At 69.8% G+C, this 18,301-nt stretch carries 14 protein-coding genes; 8 read left to right on the top strand and 6 right to left on the bottom strand.

Annotated elements, in window-relative coordinates; genetic code table 11:
* Positions 1–3: 3 nt before the first annotated feature.
* Together J7J08_RS06815 and J7J08_RS06810 are read left to right on the top strand one after the other, a co-directional pair.
* Entirely contained in the window at positions 4–2,028 is a 2,025-nt protein-coding gene (locus J7J08_RS06815) for an FUSC family protein (protein ID WP_214903029.1), read from the top strand.
* Positions 2,029–2,064: 36 nt separating this feature from the next.
* The gene (locus tag J7J08_RS06810) at positions 2,065–2,487 is read left to right on the top strand and encodes a hypothetical protein (RefSeq protein WP_214903027.1); all 423 of its coding nucleotides are present in this window, start codon (positions 2,065–2,067) and stop codon (positions 2,485–2,487) included.
* A gap of 27 nt (positions 2,488–2,514) precedes the next feature.
* Here the strand turns inward: J7J08_RS06810 and recD are convergent, their stop codons facing one another.
* From recD to recC, 3 genes are read right to left on the bottom strand one after another with little or no spacing between them, the layout of a single operon-like run.
* On the bottom strand, positions 2,515–4,404 hold the full coding sequence (gene recD / locus J7J08_RS06805; RefSeq protein ID WP_214903025.1) for an exodeoxyribonuclease V subunit alpha: 1,890 nt from the start codon (positions 4,402–4,404) through the stop codon (positions 2,515–2,517).
* A complete protein-coding gene (gene recB, locus J7J08_RS06800; RefSeq protein ID WP_214903023.1) occupies positions 4,401–8,048 on the bottom strand; it encodes an exodeoxyribonuclease V subunit beta in 3,648 nt (1,215 codons plus the stop codon). Before recB ends, recD begins: the two co-directional genes overlap by 4 nt.
* A complete protein-coding gene (gene recC / locus J7J08_RS06795) occupies positions 8,045–11,389 on the bottom strand; it encodes an exodeoxyribonuclease V subunit gamma (protein WP_214903020.1) in 3,345 nt (1,114 codons plus the stop codon). Before recC ends, recB begins: the two co-directional genes overlap by 4 nt.
* A 235-nt stretch (positions 11,390–11,624) precedes the next feature.
* Between recC and J7J08_RS06790 the strand changes: the two genes are divergently transcribed.
* From J7J08_RS06790 to J7J08_RS06765, 6 genes are read left to right on the top strand one after another with little or no spacing between them, the layout of a single operon-like run.
* Positions 11,625–12,413, top strand: a complete 789-nt coding sequence (locus tag J7J08_RS06790) for an ATP-binding cassette domain-containing protein (protein ID WP_214903017.1) — start codon at positions 11,625–11,627, stop codon at positions 12,411–12,413.
* The gene (locus J7J08_RS06785) at positions 12,413–13,162 is read left to right on the top strand and encodes an MlaE family lipid ABC transporter permease subunit (protein WP_214903014.1); all 750 of its coding nucleotides are present in this window, start codon (positions 12,413–12,415) and stop codon (positions 13,160–13,162) included. Before J7J08_RS06790 ends, J7J08_RS06785 begins: the two co-directional genes overlap by 1 nt.
* A 35-nt stretch (positions 13,163–13,197) precedes the next feature.
* Positions 13,198–13,722, top strand: coding sequence for an outer membrane lipid asymmetry maintenance protein MlaD (gene mlaD, locus J7J08_RS06780; protein ID WP_214903118.1), 525 nt, complete (start codon positions 13,198–13,200; stop codon positions 13,720–13,722).
* Positions 13,719–14,381, top strand: a complete 663-nt coding sequence (locus J7J08_RS06775; RefSeq protein WP_214903011.1) for an ABC transporter substrate-binding protein — start codon at positions 13,719–13,721, stop codon at positions 14,379–14,381. The genes mlaD and J7J08_RS06775 overlap by 4 nt, the downstream gene beginning before the upstream one ends.
* Positions 14,371–14,682 carry an STAS domain-containing protein gene (locus tag J7J08_RS06770; protein ID WP_214903008.1) on the top strand — a complete coding sequence of 104 codons (312 nt, stop codon included), beginning with the start codon at positions 14,371–14,373 and terminating at the stop codon, positions 14,680–14,682. Before J7J08_RS06775 ends, J7J08_RS06770 begins: the two co-directional genes overlap by 11 nt.
* A 1-nt stretch (position 14,683) precedes the next feature.
* Positions 14,684–15,706: a VacJ family lipoprotein gene (locus J7J08_RS06765; RefSeq protein ID WP_214903005.1), complete on the top strand. Its 1,023-nt coding sequence runs from the start codon at positions 14,684–14,686 to the stop codon at positions 15,704–15,706.
* Between the two features lie 138 nt (positions 15,707–15,844).
* On the opposite strand, the gene J7J08_RS06760 is transcribed toward J7J08_RS06765, so the two are convergent.
* Genes J7J08_RS06760 through J7J08_RS06750 form a run of 3 tightly spaced genes read right to left on the bottom strand, consistent with a single transcriptional unit; the run spans position 15,845 to position 18,273 of the window.
* Positions 15,845–16,405, bottom strand: coding sequence for a glutathione peroxidase (locus tag J7J08_RS06760; RefSeq protein ID WP_214903002.1), 561 nt, complete (start codon positions 16,403–16,405; stop codon positions 15,845–15,847).
* Positions 16,406–16,463: 58 nt separating this feature from the next.
* On the bottom strand, positions 16,464–16,850 hold the full coding sequence (locus J7J08_RS06755) for a hypothetical protein (RefSeq protein WP_214902999.1): 387 nt from the start codon (positions 16,848–16,850) through the stop codon (positions 16,464–16,466).
* A 46-nt stretch (positions 16,851–16,896) separates the two neighbouring features.
* On the bottom strand, positions 16,897–18,273 hold the full coding sequence (locus J7J08_RS06750; protein WP_214902996.1) for a DNA recombination protein RmuC: 1,377 nt from the start codon (positions 18,271–18,273) through the stop codon (positions 16,897–16,899).
* Positions 18,274–18,301: the final 28 nt, after the last annotated feature.

The raw sequence follows: 18,301 nt of genomic DNA, 5'->3' as shown, positions 1-18,301 counted from the left end.
CCGATGCTGCTGCTGGACCGCCAGGCGTGGTTGTTTTCGGTCAAGACCTTCCTGGCCGCGCTCGCCGCGCTGTACATCGGCCTCGCCGGCAACCTGTCGCGCCCCTACTGGGCAATGGCCACCGTGTACATCGTCACCCAGCCGATGCTGGGCCCGACCCGGGCCAAGGGCGTGTACCGCATCGTCGGCACGCTCATCGCCGGTGCGGCCACGCTGTGGATGCTGCCGCACCTGGTGGAAACCCCGCTGCTGCTGAGCGCGGCGATGTCGCTGTGGCTGTCGACGTGCCTGTTCATCGCCCTGCTCAACCGTGGCCCGCGCGGCTATGCCTTCCTGCTGGCCGGCTACACCACCGCCTTCATCGGCTTCCCCGCCGTGACCTCGCCCGACACCATCTTCGACACGGTGGTGGCGCGCAGCGAGGAGATCATCCTGGGCACGGTGGTGGCGGTGCTGTTCGCCTCGCTGTTCTTCCCGACCTCGGCGCGGCCGATGCTGCGCGCGCGGATCGGCAACTGGATGGACGATGCCGCGCAATGGTGCCGGCAGATCCTGCTGCGCGGCCAGGCACATGGCCCGCGCAACCGGCTGGCCGCCGACCTGGTGCAGTTCGAGGCGCTGATCGCGTTCCTGCGCCGCGATGACCCGCGCCATGCCGGTGCAGCGGTGTCGATGGAGCGGCTGCGCGAACGCATGCTGCTGATGCTGCCGGTGCTGTCGTCCATTGCCGACCGGCTGGGCGCGCTTCGCGCCGGCGGCCGCGCGCTGCCGCCGGGGCTGGAGCCGCTGGTGAACGACATCGCGCACTGGCTGGAGCGGCCCGGCCGTTCCACCGCCGACGAATACGCCGCCCTGCGCGAGCGCATCCTGGCCCTGAAGCCAGCGGTGGACGGGGAACTGGACCACCTGCTGCTGGTCACCCTGCTGCTGCGCCTGGAAGAGCTGGTGGACCTGTGGCAGGACTGCGCGACACTCCAGGACGCGATTGAACACGGCAGCGCCCCGCGCGATACCGCCCACTACCGCGTCCACGCCAAGCGCGTGGGCGCCGCGCGCCACGTGGACTACGGCATGGCGCTGTTCTCGGCGGCCAGTGCCGGCGTCGCGCTGATGACGTACTGCGCGCTGTGGATCGGGCTGGGCTGGGAAGGCGGTGGCAACGGCGCGATGATGGCTGCGGTGGCAGCCGCGTTCTTCGCCGCGCAGGACGACCCGGCGCCGAGCATGCTGCAGTTCCTGCTGTGGGCGATCGTGGCCAGCCTGGTGGCCGGCGTGTACCTGTTCGGGGTGTTCCCGGCGGTGCATGACTTCGGCAGCCTGGCGCTGGTACTGGCGGTGATCTTCCTGCCGCTGGGGCTGCTGCTGCACCAGCCCAAGACCGCGCTGATCGGGTTGCCGCTGACGGTCAACCTGGTGGCGCTGCTGAACGTGCAGAACACCTACAGCGCCAACATCCAGAGCTTCATCAATTCGTCGGTGGCGATGTTCATCGGCATTGGCTTTGCCGTGGTGATGACCCGCCTGTTCCGCTCGGTGGGCGCTGAATGGACCGCCCGCCGCCTGGTGCGCCAGGGCTGGACCACGCTGGCCGAAGCCGCCGAAGGCCGTGGCCAGCAGGACCGCCAGCAGTTCGCCGCGCGCATGCTGGACCTGCTGGGCCTGCTGGCCCCGCGCCTGGCGGCCACCCCCGAGGGCAGCGACATCGCCTCGGTGGACATGCTCACCGAGGCCCGCATCGGCCTGAACATTCTGCAACTGCGCCGGGCACGGCATGGGCTGCCGGCGGCGAGCATGCAGGCGATCGAGGCGATCCTGGACGACGTGGCCGTGCATTATCGCGCCCAGGTGGCGTTGCACCGGCCGCAGCCTGCCCCGCTGGCGCTCAAGGCCAAGCTGGAGGCCTCGCTGAAGCGGGTGCAGACGGTGGAGGCCGGCAAGGCGCGTGATGAAGCGCTGATGGGCGTGTTGGGACTGCGCTACGCGCTGTTCCCGGAGCAGCCGGCGGTCACACAGGGCGGAGTATCCTGACGCCCTGCATTCCTGCATGGAACAAGGTGATCCCCAATGAGTTACGACGTGATGGTATTCGACCCGGGCGTGGCGCCACGCGACGCCGAGGCGTTCCTGCAGTGGTACGACGCGCAGACCGAATGGAACGAGAAGCACGAGTACGACGACGCGGCCGTCTCGGTGCCGGCGCTGCAGGCCTTCTTCGCCGAACTCGCCGAAGACTTCCCGCCGATGGACGGCCCGCTGTCCGATGACGAGGATGACCGCCCGCAGGTGACCGACTACAGCATCGGCACCCATGTGATCTATGCCTCGTTCGACGACGACGTGGCCGAAGACGCCCATGGCCAGGTGCAGATCCTGGCCAACAAGCACCAGGTCGGCTTCTTCGATGTCAGCGGCGACGGTGCGATCGTGTACCCAGACGGCACCGTGCTGATCCCCGGGGAAGAAGAAGAAGAAGAAGGCGACGCCTGATTCTGTAAGGGGCGGTAGCGCCTTTCTCTACCAGAGTTCGCCTTGGGCGGGCGCTTCAGGTGCAGCCGGGCAAAGCCCGGCTCTACCATCCAGTCGCTGCGCCAGCCCGGACAACCGGCTGGCGTGCCGCGCCAACGCGGCCTGCAACACGTCCGCGCTGCCCAGTACATGCAGCGCCTGCCGCGCGCGGGTCATGCCGGTATACACCAGCTCGCGCGACAGCACCCGGTTGTCGCGCCGTGGCAGCTGCAACCAGACCTCATCGAACTCCGACCCCTGCGCCTTGTGCACCGTCATGGCGAACGCGCTTTCGTGCGCGGGCAACGCCGCCGGGTGGAACGCGCGCGGCTGCTCCGGGCTGTCGCCGGGGAACCAGGCCAGCACCGCGCCTTCGCGGTTGCGCAGGCACAGGCCGATATCGCCATTGAACAGGCGGTGCCGGTAGCTGTTCTCGGTGATCAGCAGCAGCCGGCCATGGAAGTAGCGCGGGCCACCGCCTGGACGCGCGCTGCCAGCCAGTGCCGCCTCGATCCGCTCGTTGAGACCGCGCGCGCCCTGCGGGCCTTCGCGCAGGGCCGTGAGCAGGCGCAGCCGGCCCGCCTGCGCCAGCGCCTGCACCGGATCGTCGGCCTCGCCCAATCCGCGCCAGTGCGCCAGCAGGGTCTGGCGATGCTGCAGCAGCGGATCAACCTGGTCTTCGTGGAAGGCCACGCCGGCCAACGTACCCGCACGCAGCAGCTGCAGCGCGGTGGCGCTGTCGCCCTCGCGCACGGCGCGCGCCAGCGGAGACAGATCCAGCGCATCGCTCTGCCGGTAGCCACGCTGCAGCTGTACGCGGCGACCGGCGAAGGCCTGCGCGGGGGCCAGCGGCAGCAGTGCGGGCGCGGCCAGCAGCGGGCCCAGCGCGGCCGCATCGTCGGCCTGGGTGCCCAGGCCATCGCCGCTGGCCTGCAGGATCGCGCTGAGCACGTCGCCGGCTTCCACTGACGGCAGCTGGTCCGGGTCGCCCAGCAGCACCAGCCGGGTGCCGCCGGCCACCGCTTCGACCAGCTTGGTCATCAGCGGCAGGTCGATCATCGAGGCCTCGTCCACTACCACGATGTCGTACGGCAGCGGGTTGTCGGCGTGGTGGCGGAAGCGTGGCGAATCGGGAATGACGCCCAGCAACCGGTGCAGGGTCGCCCCGGTGGTCGGCATGGCCTCGGCCAGTTCGGACGCGACACCCACCAGGCGCAGCCGCTGCAGCGCCTGGCGCAGGCTGTCGGCCATGCGCTCGGCGGCGCGGCCGGTGGGGGCGGCCAGTGCCACCCGTGGCAGGGCCGCACCGGCCTGCTGCGCCTGCGCGGCCAGCAGCACCAGCAGGCGCGCGATGGTGGTGGTCTTGCCGGTACCGGGGCCACCGGTGACCAGCACCAGCGGATGGCGCAGCGCCACTGCAGCCGCGCGCGCCTGGTGGTCGATGCCCTCCAGCGCCTGCGGGAACAGCTGGGCGAACAGCGTGGCGAGCCCGCCCGGATCGTGCGCGGGCAAGGAATGCGCGGCAATGCGCTGCAGGCCGAGTGCCAAACGGCGTTCGTATTCGCGGTAACGGCGCAGGTACAACAGGCCGTGTTCGAGCACCAGCGGTGCATCGGCGGCCAACACGTCGTCGCTGGCGGGCGATGCCACCCACGGCGATGCACGCAGCTGCGCCAGCCATGTGTCCGGCGAAGGCCAGTCCAGCTCGGCATCCACCAACCGTCTGGGCGCTGCCGGGTCGACTCCGGCGTGGCCCTGCGCCACCGCGAGCGAGGCCAGTGCGGCGGCGGCCAGCACCGCATCCGGCGTATCCGGGCGCAGCCGGCGCAGGCTCTGCGCCAGCGCATGGTCGAGCGTGCGCAGGGTGCCCTGCTTCAGCAGTGCGTCGAGCAGGCTCATGCCTCACCCCGCGCGCGTGCCACCAGTTCGGCGTGCTTCTCGGGGCCGCCTGCGAACAGTGCATCCATCGCCTCGACCAGGGCCGGGGCAAAGCGCTGCGCGTGCACGCCCGGTGCGTCCGCGCGTCCCGCTTCCAGGCCGCGGCAGAACAGATAGCGGATGCCGCCCAGGTCGCGCTCCTGTGTGTAGTGGCTGCCCAGCCGGAAACGCAGCCAGCGGTGCAGTGCCACGGTGTAGATCAAGGCCTGCAGGTCGTACTCGCTGCCTTGCATGGCGGCCGCCAGGCGCGCGGCGTCGTAGCCGGGCAAGCGGTTGGATTTGTAGTCGAGCACATACCAGCGTCCGTCGCGCACGTAAGTCAGGTCGATCTTGCCGGTCATCAGCCCCTCGAGCTGGCGTCGCGTGCCAAAGCCGCGGCGGTCCGGCACCAGCCCGTGGTGGTGCAGCAGCTGCAGCAGCGCCGGCACCGCGGTGGGCTGCATGGCGAAGTGGAACTCGATTTCGGCCCGCCTGTCGTGCAGCGGCAAGCTGTGCAGCGCGCCGCCTTCGGGCAGCTGCACCGTCAGGGTCTGGCCGACCAGCGGCACCAGCACCGCCACGCCGTCATCCAGGTCGGCATCGGCGTAGCCTTCGCTGCGCAGCGATTCGCGCAGCACCTCGGCCTCATCGCCCGGTGCCGGGTCGCCCGCGCGCCAGTGGGCCCAGCGCGCGAAATCGGTGTTCTCCAGTGCATCGTGCAGCACGTTGCCGAAGCGGCTGCCCATGAAGCGCGGGTCGATCTCCGGCTGCGGCTCACCGGGCGCGGGCGGTTCCACTTCCAGCGGCAGTTCCAGGCCGGCCGGTTCGTCGGCAGCCGGAGCTGGCGCTTCGGTAGCCACCGCGTCGGTGTCGTGGCCGGCATCGGCGTGGGCCAGCTGGGTGAAGCTGTACACCCACCAGTCGTGCGGCACCCGCCGGGTGACCGCGCGCACCGGCGGCAGCTCGCCTTCGCGCTGCACGGGCAGCTGCGCCGGGCGTGGCTCCGCCGGGCCTTCGATCACCGCGATGTCCGGGTGCGCGCGCAGCGCTTCCAGGTCGGACAGCATCGGCGCCAGCCGCGTCTTCGCCAGCCCGGCCAGGTCGCCGGCAGCGATCCACAACGCGTGCTCAGCGCGGGTCAGGCCCACATACAGCAGGCGCGCGTCTTCAGCGCGTTGCTCCTGTGCGCTGCGCTCGCTGGCCGCGCTCCAGGCTTCGTCCTTGTCCAGCTTCCAGTGCAGCTCGCGGCGACCGTCGGCGTACACGGTGCAGTTGGAATCGGTGTTGCCGCCACCGCTGTCGATGCCCACGAACGGCAGGAACACCAGCGGGTATTCCAGGCCCTTGCTCTTGTGCAGGGTGATGATCTGCACCCGGCGCGCATCCGATTCCAGCCGCAGCAGCTGTTGTTCGTCGTCCTGGTCGGCGTGTGCCATCTGCACCTGCAGCCAGTCCAGCAGGCCGTGCATGCCCAGCGCCTGGCCCGCGGCCTGCTGCAGCAGCTCGCCCAGCTGCAGGTAGTTGGTGAGCCGGCGCTCGCCATCCAGCAGGCCCAGCAGGCGCTCGGCGTGTTCGGCGCACAGGTCGGCGATGACCGCGAACGGTCCGCCGCGCAGCCAGCGTTCCCGCCACAGCAGCAGCCGGGTCTGGAACGCGCGCTGCGGGTCGCCGTCGCGCTCCATCGCGTCGATGGAGGCGGCGTTTTCGCCCAGCAGCACGGTCGACAGCGCCGCGCGCAAGCGGCCTTCATCGGCCGGCTGCAGCAGGGCCAGCAGCAGCACACGCAGCTCGCGGGCTTCGGCGGTCGCATACAGGCTCTGCTTGCCGGCAGCCACCGCCGGAATGCCCACCGCGCTCAGCGCGCGCTGGATGCGGGTGGCTTCGTGGTGGCGCCGCACCAGCACCGCGATGTCGCCTGGCTGCACCGGCTGCCCGCGCAGCAGCGCGCGGCCTTCGCGACCCTCCAGCAGCACCTGGTGAATCGCGGCCACGCAGGCTTCGGTGGCCTGCTGGCGCGAGGGGTCTGCCTTGAAGTCAGCACCGTCGTCACTGCGCAGCAGGCGCAGGGTCAACCCGGGTGCGGGCTGGCCATCGCGCAGGAAATCGGTATCGGTGCGGGTGCTGCCCGGCAGCACCGGTTCAAAGGCGATGTCCGCTTCCAGGAACGCGCGCTCGCCTGCGGCTTCGTACAACGCCTGCAGCGCGCGCAGCACGCCGGGGCGCGAGCGGAAGTTGCGGTTCAACGCGGGTGCGGCCACCGCTTCGCGCTTGGCCTTGAGGTAAGTGTGGATATCGCCGCCGCGGAAACCGTAGATGGCCTGCTTGGGGTCGCCGATCAGGAACAGCGCTGGCGCCAGCCCGGCCTCGCGGGTCTCGGCCGAATCGCCGAACACGCGCTGGAAAATGCCCCACTGGCGGTCGTCGGTGTCCTGGAACTCATCCACCAGTGCAATGCGGTACTGCGCGCGCAGCTGCTGCACCAGCGCCGCGCGGTGCGGGCCTTCCAGTGCGGCGGCTACCCCGTCGATCAGGTCGTCATAGGTCTGCACGCGGCCGACCCGCTTGAGCGCGTCCAGCCGCTCGCGCGCCTGTTCCCGCAGCTGGTGCAGCAGCAGCAGCGCCTGCTGGCGCAGCCACTGCTCGCGTGCATCGGCGGCGTGCCACCAGGTCTGCAGCGCATCGAACAATGGCGACACCGGGCACTGGCCCTGCTGGTCCTCTCTGCAGAAATCGAGCAGCGCCACCGGCAGCAGCTTGCCCAGGTGCGATTTCTCGCCGCGTGGCCAGCTGCGTGCCGCACGACCGGCCAGCAGGTCGGCAAAGGCCTTGTCGAAACTGGGGCGGCGCGCACGCCGGCCGTCGAAGATCTTCCGGTCGAAGGCGGTGGCGATGCTTGCCTGCGCGTCTTCGATGTGGCGGTCGACCGCCATGGCTAGGGCGTCGGCGGCCGCCTGCAGCGTGGCACTGGGGTCGTCGAGGCGGTGGCGCGGCAGGGCGGGCAGCAGCGGCAGCGGTTTGATCAGTAACGACAGGTCGCGCGCCAATGCGTCGGGCGCCGACCACAGCCGGGTCAGCGCATCCACCGTGGCTGGGTCGTTGGCATGCACGCGCCACAGGTCGGCGGCAAGCTGGTCATGCAGTTCGCGTTCGCTGGGCAGCAGCGTGGGCGGGTCGAAGGTGTGCCCGCTTTCCAGTGCGTGCTCGCGCAGCACGCGGGTGCAGAAACCATGGATGGTGAAGATCGATGCGAGGTCGATCTCATCGGCGGCGGTCTGCAGGCGCCGCGCCAGCGCGGCGGGCGTTTCCCGGCCCTGTGCCAGTTCGCGTTGCAGCAGGTAGCGGGTCAGCAGCACCTCGGGGGCTTCGTCGATTGCGGGCGCGCGCGCCAGCAACTGCGCAGCCAGCGCCAGCCGCTCGCGGATGCGCTTGCGCAGCTCCTGGGTGGCCGCGTCGGTGAAGGTCACCGCCAGGATCTGGCCGATCCGGTAGCCCTGCTCCACCACCAACCGGGTGAACAGCGTGGCCAGGGTGAAGGTCTTGCCAGTACCGGCGCTGGCCTCGATCAGGCGCACGCCCTCCAGCGGCAGCGCCAGGTACGGGTCGTCGTGCAGCATCACCTCGCTCATGCCACGGCTCCTTCGTCGCTGAAGCCCTGGAACACCCGGCCCTCGCGGACCGCGCTGAACACCACGAAGCTGGTGTGCAGCAGTTGTTGATAGCTGTCGGGGTCGGCGAAGGGATCGCGGCCGCGCAATGCCAACTGCACGGCATCACCACTGGCCTCGCCCCACCGGCGGTCGCCGCCATGCCATTGCGCCCACCCTTCGCCCTCGCGCTTGGCGGCTGGCGCGCGGTAAAGCGTCCACGCGGTGTACGGCCCGTACAGCAACGGCGCGCGCATGCCGTCGCGGCGCAGCTGCAGCAGCGCCTGCAAGGCCGCCGTGGCGGTGGGTGCAGGCAGTGCCGGCAGCACGTGCGGCCCTACCCCGTCGTCGCCCCCGTCGTGGAACTCGACCAGCGGCAAGGCGTCACCGGCGGCGTTGGCCAGCAGCCAGTCCAGCCCGTGCCGGATCGCGGCCGGGCCGTTCAGGCCGCCGGCGCGCAGGCGCGCGATGCCCTGCGGGTGGATATCGTCCACCCGCCCATGCAGGCGCACCCCGTCGATCTCCACCTCATAGCGGCGGCTGTCGGCATCGCGGTCGCCGCGCCATTGCGCCAACGCCAGGGCATAGGGGCGAGTCTGCTCCTGCAGGGCCTGGAACTGGCGTTCGCCCAGTGCGCCGGACGGCAGCAGCGCGCGGGCGCGCAGGCGGGCATACAGGGGGGTGTCATCGCCCTGCAGGGTCGCTTCGATGACCGCCTGCTGCAGCAGGCGTTGTTCCAGCCCCCGGCCAGCCAGCACCAGGGGCTCCAGGTCATCTGCGCTGGTCAGGTCCTCCGGCAGGCGCAGGCCCAGCCGCTGCGACAGGAACTGCCCTGCCGGATCGGTCAGGAAGCGTCGCAGCGCATCCAGCGACAGTTCCGGGGCGCCCTCCTGCTCCAGCGGCGCCAACGCCTGCTCGAACCAGGCCGGCGGCGCGCGGCGCACGCTGCCCAGTGAACCCGCCGCCGGGTGCCACTGCTGGCGGTAGCTGAAACGGCGTGGCTCATCGCCCCCGCCGAACGCGGCCGGCGAGAACGGCTGCAGCGAATGGCGCACGGTCAGCTGCTTTGCAGCGGCCGGGGGATCCTGGTGGTACTCGGCGGCGGCATCGATCAGCTCGCTGACCAGCACCGAGGGCTCGCGCACGCTGCCATCGCGCGGGTCGGCGCCCAGGTAGCTGAGGTAGAACACATCCTGTGCCGAGGCGAACAACTGCAGGAACAGGAAGCGGTCATCCTCGCGCAGTGAACGGTCGCCGTGGCGGCGCTTTTCGGTGCCGAGCTCGGCGGTGAGCTGGTTGAGCCCGGCGGCCGGGTCGCGGCGCGGGAAGTCGCCATCGTTCAGGCCCAGCACGCAGATCACCCGGAACGGCAGCAGCCGCATCGGCACCATCCGCCCGAAGCTGATGCCGCCGGTAAGCAGCGGCGCACGCGTATCGGCCTCGCTCAGCGCACCGGAGAAATGCGCGCGCACCACATCCGGCGGCACTGTGCCGGCGAACCCGGCCCGTTCGGCATCGCGGGCGAACTCATTGATCAGTTTGCGCAGCCGCTCCAGCGCGCGCTGGCTGCTGGCTGCTTCCGGCGCTTCGGGCAGCAGCGCATCGAGCATCGCCAGCAGCCGCTGGCGCCACTGTGCCGGGGTCAGCGCATCGCCCAGCGCGCGCTGGTAACGGGCCAGCACCCGCATCACGCCAAGCAGGCGGTCCAGCGCATCCAGCGCGCTGCCTTCCAGCTCCGGCCACGGCGCCACCCCGGCAATGTCGCCGTCGCTGCCGCTGGCATGGCCAAGCAGCAGGCGGTCCAGCGCGAACTGCCAGGTGTAGGCGTCATCGTCCGGTGCCTGGTGCTGCGCGCGGTGCGCCGCATTCAAGCCCCAACGTACGCCAGCGGCCTGCAGCCAGTCGTGCAGGCGGTCGAACGCGGCCGCATCCAGTCCTGCCGCTTCGGCCAGCGGCGCGCTGGCCAGCAGGTCCAGCACTTCGTTGAGGCCAAAGCGCGACACCGGCAGGCCGAGCAGGTGCACGAACACATCGGCCAGCGGCTCGCCGGTCAGCGGGCTGGTATCGGCCAGGGCATAGGGAATGTGGTCTTCGCCACCGCTGCGGCCACCGAACACCGCTTCCAGGTACGGCACGTACGGATCGATGTCCGGTGCCAGCACCGCGATATCGCGTGCCTGCAGCGGCGGGTCGAAGCGCGGGTCCTGCAGCAGCGCGCGCAGCTGGTCGTGCAGCACCTGCAGTTCGCGCAGTCGGGTGTGACAGGCATGCACCTGCAGGCTGGGGTCGTTGCGCAGCAACACCGGGCGCAGCGCACCGGCCGGCTGCGCGCGGCGGTGGAACAGGTCGCGCTGCAGTCGATGCAGCAGACTGTCGGCCAGGCCGCCATGCGCCATGTCCGGGCGCGCGTCGTCCTCGGGATCGTCGTAGGCCGCGATCTCACCGGTGGGATGCACCACTTCATAACTGCCCAGCACCGCCATGAAGTCGCGGCCGGCCGCGCCCCAGGCCTGCAGCAGGCGGTTCTCATCACTGCCAGTGCCGAACGGATCGGCCGCGCCCGAGCGCAATCGCCCACCGAGGGTCTGCAGGTCGCCCCAGTACGAACGGGTCGGGGTGGGCAGGTAGAAATGCAGGGTGCCGACCCGCGCCTGCGTGGCGACCACGCGCAGCACATCTGGTGAGACGTTCAAGGTGGCAAAGGCGAACAGCCGCGGCGGCAGCCCCGCCGGCAGCGGGCGGTCGGCGCCTTCGAAGCCCTCCAGATAAGCGTGGATGCGCCGCGCGCGGTACTGGTGGCCGCGGCCGATGTGGCGCCACAGGATCGCCTGCGGATCCAGCGGGTCGGCGCCGGCCTCCCAGCGCAGCAGCCAGTCGCGGCGCCAGGCCTGGTACTTCTCGAACACCGCGGCCAGCTCGCCGGCCAGTGCCCACGGCTTGAGCGGGTCCGGCTGGGACAGGTAGGCCTGCAACGCGCGCAGCGGTGGCGGCGCCATCAGGGCCGGGTCGGTCAGGACGGCGTACAGCTTCCAATGCAGCGCGGCGGCGGTCAGGTCGTCATGCTCGCCCGGCACGTTGGCGTTGAGCGCGCGGGCCACGAACTCGCCCGGGGTCAGGAACGCCAGGTTGGCGGCAATGCCATACTCCGCCGCCAGGGTGGACTGCAGCCAGCGCCGCATGGCCACCTGGGGAATCAGCACGACGTCGGGTTCCAGGATCGACTGCCCCGCCACCGGCTCGCGCAGGGTCCGGGCCAGCAGGGCGGCCAGCACGTCGAGCGAATTGGAGTGGTAGAGGCGGAAGTCTGAAGCGGGATCGGTCATCGCGGCAGTGTGCCGCAGCCCGGCGCCAATCTCGACCCTCGCCGATACGCGGATGAAGACCCCTGTCGTCTGTGACCGCCTGCACAGAACGCGGCGGTACGCAGTGTTGCGGGCTTGCGGCCGTGCCCCAGCGGGGCTGGCGGGGCCGGCATGCGACAATACTGCACGGCCCAGTTCGGTTTTGTTCAGCCGCTCACCACGATCTTACAACGTTGGAATTTTGTTAATGGCGCCCATGACGGCTTCCGCAGAATCGCTGGTGCAGTTGAACAACGTGCGTATCGATCGCGGCGGTCGCGCCATCCTGCGCGACGTTTCGCTGTCGGTGCCGCGCGGCAGCATCACTGCCGTGCTCGGCCCATCGGGCAGCGGCAAGTCGACCCTGCTGGCCGCGCTGACCGGCGAACTGCGCCCGGCCGCCGGCAGCGTGACCCTGTTCGGCAAGCCCATCCCCACCGGCAGCAGCGCCCTGCGCGCGATGCGCCGCAGTGTCGGGGTGCTGTTGCAGGGTAATGGCCTGCTCACCGACCTGACCGTCGCCGAGAACGTGGCGCTGCCGTTGCGCACGCATACCAAGCTGCCGGCACCGGTGCTGCGCCGGCTGGTGGACATGAAGCTGCACGCCGTGGGCCTGCTGGCCGCCGCCGATGCGTGGCCGCGCGAGCTGTCCGGCGGCATGGCACGCCGGGTGGCGCTGGCCCGCGCGCTGGCGCTGGACCCGCCGCTGATGATCTACGACGAACCGCTGACCGGGCTGGACCCGATCGCCAGCGGGGTGATCATGAGCCTGATCCAGCGCCTCAACCACAGCCTGGGCCTGACCAGCATCATCGTCAGCCACCACGTGCACGAGACCCTGCCGATCTGCGACCAGGTGATCGCCATCGCCAATGGCGGGGTGGTCTTCCAGGGCAGCCCGGCCGCGCTGGAGTCCAGCCAGGATCCGCTGCTGCGCCAGTTCCTGCACGGGCAGCCGGACGGCCCGATCCCGTTCGATGCCGCGCCGCGCGCGAAGGTGGCCTGATGCCGTTCGTTGAAAGCACCCGTTCGCTGGGCCGGGCCGGCCTGTTCTCGCTGACCGTGCTGCGCGGTTCGCTGCCCACCGCCGATTTCCTGGCCGAACTGACCCGCGAGATCTACAAGGTCGGCGCGCGTTCGCTGCCGATCATCGCCGTGGGCGGCGCGTTCGTGGGCCTGGTGCTGACCCTGCAGGGCTACCGCACGCTGACCACGTTCGGCGCAGCCGATGCGCTGTCCACCCTGCTCGGCCTGTCGCTGTACCGCGAACTGGCGCCGGTGCTGACCGCGCTGCTGTTCATCGGCCGCGCCGGCAGCTCCATTGCCGCCGAACTGGGGCTGATGCGTGCCACCGACCAGATCAAGGCGCTCGAACTGATGGCGATCGATCCGGTGGCCAAGGTTGTGGCGCCGCGCTTCTGGGCGGCGGTGCTGACCGTGCCGCTGCTGACCGGCATCTTCTGTTCGCTGGCAATCAGCGCCAGCTGGTTCGAGGCCGTGCACGTGCTGGGCCTGGACAACGGCGTGTTCTGGTCGGCGCTGAGCAACAGCGTGGACTTCTGGGACGATTTCGGCGTGGCAATGCTGAAGTCGGCCATTTTCGGCGGTACCGCCGCGCTGGTCGCCTCGTACGTGGGGTTCCACGCCGAGCCGACCATCGAAGGCACTTCGGTGGCCACCACCCGCGCAGTGGTGAACGCTTCGCTGCTGGTGCTGATGTTCAACTTCGTGCTGTCGGCAATGATGTTCCGCTGACGCCATAACGCTCTTCAAAATACGGTGAAATGAACATGGCCATCCGCGGTCCCAGACTCGAATTTTCCGTCGGCGCGTTCCTGCTGCTGGCGCTGGCCTCGCTGCTGGTGCTGGCGATGGCGTCGACCAACCAGCGCTGGGGCTTCGGCAGCGAAGGCTACGAACTCAAAGCGCGCTTCAGCCAGATCGGCCAGCTGCGCAAGCAGGCCCCGGTCAAGATCGGCGGCGTGGTGGTGGGCCAGGTCGGCGATATCGAACTCGACCCCACCCGCTTCGACTCGATCGTCACCCTGAAGCTGGACCCGAAGTTCAAGGACCTGCCGGGTGACACCTCCGCCGGCATATTCACCAGCGGTTTGCTCGGCGAAAGCTATATCGGACTGCAGCCGGGCGGTGACCCGGAGGTGCTCAAGTCCGGCGACGAGATCGTCTTCACCCAGCCGGCCGTGGACCTGATCCAGATGGTCGGCAAGTACATGTTCAGCGGCGCGGGCAATACCGGTGCCGCTTCCCAGGATGCTCCCGGCGCGGACGCGCCGGCAACGGAACCGCAGAAATGAAAAAGACCCTGATTCCGGCGCTGCTCGCTTCGGCCCTGCTCGCCACCGTGCCCTCGCTGTCGTTCGCCCAGGCCGCTCCGGCCACCGCCGCCGCCCCGCAGGGGCAGGCCGGCAAGGTCGTGCTGGATGCCAGCTCGCGCATCCTGGCCACGCTGCAGCAGCGCAAACCCGAGTTCGAGAAGAGCCCGGCCGCGCTGCGCGGCTACATCGACAGCGAACTCAACCGCACCTTCGACCGCGAATACGCGGCGCGGCTGGTGCTGGGCGCAAATGCACGCGGCGCCTCCGACGCCGACGTGACACTGTTCGCCGATGCCATGGCCGACAGCCTGATGCAGCGCTACGGTTCGGTACTGCTGTCCATCCAGGGCAAGCCGACCTTCCGTCTCAAGGGCGAGCAGCCGCTGCCGGGCAACCGCGGCGTCAAGGTTTCCACCGAACTGCTGCGCGCCGGCAGTGAGTCGACCCCGGTCGAATACCTGATGCGCAACGTCGGTGGCCAGTGGAAGATCTTCGACGTGAACATCGAAGGCATCTCCTACGTGCAGACCTTCCGCACCCAGTTCGACGCTCCGCTGCGCCAGAAGGGCATCAAGGCCGTGGCTGCGGATCTGCGCAGTGGCTCCATGCAGGCTGGACCAGCCGGCAATGGCAAGTAACGCCACCGTACAGCTCGACGGTCCGCGCGCCCGCTTCGTGGGCGTGCTCGACCGTGAGGCGGTGGTGGCGCTGTGGCCGACGCTGAAGGCGCTGCCCGACGCGGTGACCCAGCTCGACCTGACCGCCGTGGAGCGTGTCGACAGCGCCGGCCTGGCGCTGTTGGCCGAGCTCTCCGCACACGCCCGCGCCAACGGGCATACGCTGGCCCTCAACGGTACGCCGGCCGGTTTCAACGAACTCAGTGCCGCCTACCGGCTGGCACCGTCCCTGGATTTCAATGCCCCTTCTGCCGCGAGCTGACATGAACGTCGTACGCACCGCTTCCCTTCTCCTGCTGGCCATCGCGCTCAGCGCCTGTGCAGCCAAGCCCGCACGCGACAGCGTGCCGACCGCCGTGGCGGTGACGCCCGCTGCCACGGAACCTGCTGCAGCCCGTGACGCAGGCTCCGACGCGCCCGCCACGGCCGCTGCCGGGGCCACCGACGTCGTTGCCGCGCCCGTTGCTTCCGCTGAAGACGTCGAAGGCGCCGCAGCCACAGCCGCCGCTGCCGAAGCGCCGCCGACCGGGGCCGAGGATGACTTCGCCGCGCTGTACGGCGGTCCGGCCCCGACGGCCGACGGCACCGAACCGGGCCGTTCGCCCTACGATCCGTGGGAAGGCTTCAACCGCCGCGTGCACGCGTTCAACAACGTGGTCGACCGCGCCGTGGCCCGTCCGCTGGCCACCGCCTATACCCATGTGGTGCCGCGCTTCGCACGGACCGGCGTGACCAACTTCTTCAGCAACCTGCGCGCGCCGGTGACCATCACCAACCAGCTGCTACAGGGTCGCCCGGGCGATGCCTGGGACAGCCTCGGCCGGTTCCTGATGAACTCCACGGTGGGTATCGGCGGCCTGTTCGATCCGGCCAGCCGCGCGCTGGTGCCGCGCCGCAGCGAGGACTTCGGCCAGACCCTGGGCGCCTGGGGCTGGCGTAGTTCGCGCTACGTGGAGCTGCCGTTCTTCGGCCCGCGTACCGTGCGCGATGTGTTCGGCCTGGCCGGCGACATTCCGCTGTCGCCGATCCGCACCATCGAGGAAGACAGGGTGCGCATTCCGCTGCAGGGCCTGCAGTTGGTGGACATGCGCTCGCAGCTGCTGGCGCTGGACGATATCCGCGACAACGCGGTGGACGAGTACGCGCTGACCCGCGATGCCTGGCTGCAGCGCCGCAATTACCAGATCCAGAACGACCTGCGCGGCCGCCATGCCCGTGGCAAGGACGCCGACGACACCGCGCCGATCCCGGTCGATGCGATGCCGATGCCCGACTGGGGCAACTGAAAGAAGAAGCCCCGCTCGCGCGGGGCTTTTTCTTTTCAGTTGCCCGCGCATTCCACCTGAACCCCGCGCCGTTGGCGCGCCCCCTTCAACACGAAGGGGGCTCCTCGCCGGAAACATCAACGGCAGCGACGGCGTGTGTCAGGCGGCCAGAGCTCCGTCGATCGCGGCCAGCAGGCGGGCGTCATCCGCCGGTACGTCCGGGGCGAAGCGGGCGATGACCTGGCCGTCGCGGCCAATCAGGAACTTCTCGAAGTTCCACAGCACGCCCGGCGCCGGGTTGACCACCAGATCGGGGTACTTGGCGACCGCGCCCTGCAGTTTTTCGCGCATCGGGCCTTCGCCGGTGGCGGCCGGCTGGGCCTGGGTAAGCTGCTGGTACAGCGGGTGGATGTCAGCGCCGGCCACGCTTACCTTGGCGAACATGGGGAAGGCCACGTTGTATTCCAGCTGGCAGAACTGCTGGATCTCCGCGTCGCTTCCCGGCTCCTGGGCCAGGAAATTGTTGGCCGGGAAACCCAGCACTTCCAGGCCGGCGGCATGCTTGTCGGCGTACAGAGCCTGCAGCCCTTCGTACTGCGGGGTCAGGCCGCACTTGGAGGCAACGTTCACCACCAGCAGCACCTTGCCGCGGTAGTCGGCCAGCGAGCTGGCCTGGCCTTCGATGGTGGTGACGGGAATGTCGTAGACGGTCTGGCTCACGGGTGATCCTGTGCGGGTTGAAATGGGCACATGGGATATGCGCCGCGGAAACGGGAAGTCAATCGACGCAGATCGTGCCCTGCGCCACGCCGTTGTCGATGCGCTGGCGGCAGCCGAAGGTCTGGCTGACATCGCGCTGGCAGACGCCGCGCGCGGTGGCGCCCGCGACCAGCTCGGTCTCGCCATCGGCCAGGCATTGCCCGCTGCAGTCGGCCTTGGCGCTGCAGGCTTTGCCGGCGTCGGCAAAGGGCACCACGCACTGCACGCGCTGCAGGCGGCCGAGCGGCTTCAGTTCACCACCGGCGGCGGCGCAACCGGCGGCATCGGTGGGCGCCGGCGTCGTGGCAGCGGGCGCGGCCGCCGATGCTGCGCCGTCAGTGCCGGCAGGGGTACTGCTGCAGGCGGTCAGCGCGAGCAGCAACGACAACATCAGGGTCAGGCGCATCGATTCAATCCGGCTGGGAACAATTGGGCAGGATAACCGCGCTCGGTCACTCCTGCGCGGTACCGGCCTCGTCCTGCCCGGCGTCCTCATCGTCACCGGTGCTGCTGCCCAGCAGCTGCTCGCCCTGCTCGCCACTCAACGACTCCACCCCGCGCAGGCGACGCTCGATGGTGCGCGTCTTGCGGCTGGCCTCGCCCAGGCTCTTGCCCACGGTGCTGATCTGCTTCTCGGCCTTTTCCAGGATGCCGGCGAACTTGCCGAACTCGCTCTTCACCGCGCCCAGCAGGCTCCAGACTTCGCTGGAGCGCTGTTCGATGGCCAAGGTGCGGAAGCCCATCTGCAGGCTGTTGAGCAGCGCGGTGACCGTGGTCGGCCCGGCCACCACCACGCGATGTTCGCGCTGCAGCAGGTCGACCAGCCCCGGGCGCCGGATTACCTCGGCGTACAGGCCTTCGGTGGGCAGGAACATCACCGCGAAGTCGGTGGTGTGCGGCGGCACGATGTACTTGTCGCAGATCGACTTGGCCTGGATCCGGATCGCGCGTTCCAGCTGCGCGCCCTGCAGGCGTACGCCATCCGCATCGCCCTGCTCCTGTGCGTCGAGCAGGCGCTCGTAATCTTCGCGCGGGAACTTGGAATCGATCGGCAGCCACACCGGGGTGTCCTCATGGCCACGCCCGGGCAGGCGTACCGCGATGTCCACCATCTCGCCACTGTCCGGGTGCACTTTGACCCCGCGCGCGTACTGCTCCTGGGTAAGAGTCTGCTCGAGGATGTTGTCCAGCTGCACTTCGCCCCAGCTGCCGCGGTTCTTGACGTTGGTCAGCACGCGCTTGAGGTCGCCCACGCCGGTGGCCAGCTGCTGCATCTCGCCCAGCCCGCGCTGCACCTGCTCCAGGCGGTCGGACACCAGCTGGAAGGACGCGCTCAGGCGCGTTTCCAGCGTGGTCTGCAGCTTTTCGTCCACCGTGACCCGCATCTGGTCCAGCTTCTGCGCATTGTCGGCCTGCAGGTTCTGCAGTTGTTGTTCGAGCGTGGCGCGCATCTCGCCGATGCGCTGCTCGTTGCGCTGGGTCATCTCCTGCAGGCGCAGGCCCAGCGACTCGGCCAGGCGCTGCTGGGCCTGGCCGGCGTCCTCGCGCGCCTTGCGCGCGTCTTCGCCCAGTGCATCGCGCAGCAGGTCCAGGCGCTGGTCGGTGCGGGTGGAGAGATCGGTCAGCGCGCGCGCAAAGGTTTCCAGCCGCGCGTCCTGTTGCCGGCCCAGCCCTTCAAGCTGCTCGCGCAGTTCACTGCGGCCGATCCGCGCTTCCTCGCGCAGGGTCTGCTCAAGGTCGCCATGGCCGGAACGCCGCAGCAGGGCCACCAGCTGCAGGATGAGGACGGCACACAGCAGGCCGCCAAGGATGAGGAATTCGGGTTGCATGCACGAAGTGTAGGCTGAGCCGGTCTCA

Source organism: Stenotrophomonas sp. ISL-67, assembly GCF_018612915.1.
In the GTDB taxonomy this organism is placed as follows: domain Bacteria; phylum Pseudomonadota; class Gammaproteobacteria; order Xanthomonadales; family Xanthomonadaceae; genus Stenotrophomonas.
Note: the sequence above shows the minus strand (reverse complement) of the source record. Positions and strands in the feature narration are given on the sequence as shown.